A 2676-nucleotide genomic window follows, 5' to 3' on the forward strand; every position below is an offset into this window, starting at 1 on the left:
GAAAAAAGTGACTGCACGATAAAATGAAAGGCTGCAACGGAAGAACAGACTTGCGGATTCTGCGGGGAGAACATAACCATACAGGCATACAGCCACTACAACTGTTTCCGGAAAAAGAAGATTATACAACCGGAAAAACAGAAAGGCATCCACTCGGAGAAAAGCAAGCAAACGATTGAAGCGGACTGCCGATTTAGCGGCGAAATGTCCGACTACCTATATACAGCCCTAAAAGGCTGGGGCATATGGGTAAGCAACAGACTGCCGGGCAAATAAAAGGAGAGTGGCATAGCCGCCGGAAAGAGGTTGTCTCGATGTGGCCGAAGCTCCGAAAGCAGACCGGATATGCCTCTCTCCTTTGCCTTCCCCATTCCTGGATTTCACACAATCACGGAGCCTGCGAGTGACTATGAGAAATCCTGAAACGGGGACAGTCACTCCGCTGAAAGGGTGGGTGGGAAACATGTGACTTTCTCCAAAATAACAAATAGGGGTATAAAGATCTCAAAAGAAAAGAAAGCCGTTCCAGAAAAGACTGGAGCAACTATCACCATCTACTGTTCTTTAAGTTAATTGCAGCAAATCCAAATCATCAGTGACCAATCCATCCAATACATGTTGGATTTTATCAAATATAGCCTTATCTATGCCATACGTGGCGCATAACGATTGAAATTTGCTTACAGCATCGAACACCTGTAATATCTTCTTTTCGGGCTCCTCTACAAAATCCTCGGCAAAGTTGACGAAATCACTTGTAGTCAAGGCAGACCTTTTGCCCATCACGCCCATCGAATGAATGTGTGCTGAAGAATTTTCCCATGTATTTGCCGTGAACATTACATCATATGCAGGTGATAAACGCCATACCCCTGCCTTATCCATGATAAACGATATGTTCTTATTATGATCATCGGATATACCTGCGACATAATTAAATACCATTCTGATAAATATCTGATCTTTGTCTTCCTGGGGAAGTTTCAGAGTCTCTGCTATCCAACACAGCTTCATATAATCATCTGCACCCGGCATAATGGCCGCAAGGGTCTGACTAAAGAGCTTTTCTCCATTCTTACGATCAAATCTTTCCGTTACGAAATGATTTCTTCCATCAATTTCTTTCAGGAAGCATGGCATCATGTTGATTCCCGCCGCCTTTGCCATTTCGCTATATACCATTTCTATCTCTGTGGTAGGAGAGTCATCTGCTTCTTTAAATTTGATGATATACTGCTTAAAATTTTCAGGCAAATCCACCTGGCCGGAACGAAACTCTTCCGTTTCGAGATTATAGGCAATCACTGCCTTCGGGCGCATGCCACCGGCAGAAGTTCCAAGATATATCAACTTTTTCATCGTGAGGCTATCCTCCGGTGATATGACAGCAGCATCTCGATCATTATATATTTTAGAAGCCAAAGTTGCCAATGATGACATATTTACTGACTCATGGATGGCATCATCATTAAATTCCGGTTCAAATTCCAATGCTCCCATAGCCCTCTTGCCAATATAAGAGAGCTTCAATAGAGGCAATGATTCCGTAACCTTTATATTATTATCCGTGAGCCATTGGTCAAATAGGGAAGCCCCCCATTTGTCAGGAAGCGCATCTGCAAGAAATTCCGGAAGCCCTTGATATAATTTATCTTTATTCCCATAGAAAGACGCAAACAAAGGGGTTCTCTTAGGGTGTGTGGAAGGGCATATATCATAATCTTGTTTCCTATATTCATCCGTAAATTGGAATACAGAACAATGCTTTTCAAAGTCCCAATTCAATTTGCCAATGCAAGTCCCCCACAGATATACATTCACTATAATCGGCTCTTTCTTCATACCATCTTACGTTTACCGTTAATTCTTTGTATTCTTTTACCTGTTTTTTCATTGATTAGGAAAGGGGAGTCTGGAAGTTCCGGAACCAAACCGACAACGCCTTCAAGAGTTCCACTTATACGCAAAATCTTAAGCAATGTACTTAGGGCAATATCACTTACTTTACAAGATTCTATTCTCTTAATAGTAACGATAGATACTCCTGCCTTATCCGCAAATTCTTGCTGGGAAAAACAGCAGCTAAGTCTTATAGACTTAACTCTCTTGCAGATTTCCTTTACAATACATTCATCTGAAAATTCGTATATTGTATATGTATCATATAATCTTTTCATAGAAAAACATATTTAGGTATCATTTTTGATACAAAAATACCGATAAATCTGAAAATCACCAAATTAAGAAACACTTTTTTTATAATCTTCTGCCGCATTAGCAAACGATTGAAGCGACCTTGTGCCGCTTCAATCGTTTGATTGCTTTTTCTTTTTAGTCCGGGGGTTCTTATTTTTCCGGAGTCGGGTAGAACTTAGTAGCTACCATCACAATGCGGTTACGTTTCTCCCCACTTTTAGAATCCGTCCATTCTTCCGGCTTAAAGTAGCCTTCAACGGTAATCAGTACATCTTTTTGCAGTATCCAAAAAGCATAGCGGTCTTCCATCTTACTCCAGGCTTCAACTTTCATAACAGAGGAAACAAATGTTTTTTCTTCATTTATCTTGCCTATGCGACTGACCACAATAGAGAAGTGTGCAACCTTTACTATTTCGAATAAATGGATTTCTGCATCCCTACAAATCCTGCCTGTTACTGCGAATGAATTTTCAATCTT

4 protein-coding genes are annotated in these 2676 nt (G+C 40.7%); 1 reads left to right on the top strand and 3 read right to left on the bottom strand.

Annotation, left to right across the window (positions count from 1 at the left end; all coding sequences use genetic code 11):
* The first annotated feature begins 245 nt into the window (after positions 1 to 245).
* On the top strand, positions 246 to 407 hold the full coding sequence (locus DWX84_RS21730) for a hypothetical protein (protein WP_005868748.1): 162 nt from the start codon (positions 246 to 248) through the stop codon (positions 405 to 407).
* Positions 408 to 564: 157 nt separating this feature from the next.
* Here DWX84_RS21730 and DWX84_RS21265 read toward each other — a convergent pair whose 3' ends face one another.
* The 3 genes from DWX84_RS21265 to DWX84_RS21275 all read right to left on the bottom strand — a co-directional run.
* Complete coding sequence (locus DWX84_RS21265; protein ID WP_005868749.1) at positions 565 to 1842, bottom strand: type II toxin-antitoxin system HipA family toxin; 1278 nt, start codon at positions 1840 to 1842, stop codon at positions 565 to 567.
* On the bottom strand, positions 1839 to 2177 hold the full coding sequence (locus DWX84_RS21270; RefSeq protein ID WP_005868750.1) for a helix-turn-helix domain-containing protein: 339 nt from the start codon (positions 2175 to 2177) through the stop codon (positions 1839 to 1841). The genes DWX84_RS21265 and DWX84_RS21270 overlap by 4 nt, the downstream gene beginning before the upstream one ends.
* Positions 2178 to 2346: 169 nt before the next feature.
* On the bottom strand, positions 2347 to 2676 hold a 330-nt coding region (locus DWX84_RS21275; protein WP_120140368.1), incomplete at its 5' end, for a single-stranded DNA-binding protein.

Origin of the sequence: Parabacteroides sp. AF21-43, assembly GCF_003635435.1 — a bacterium.
Classification (GTDB): domain Bacteria; phylum Bacteroidota; class Bacteroidia; order Bacteroidales; family Tannerellaceae; genus Parabacteroides; species Parabacteroides distasonis.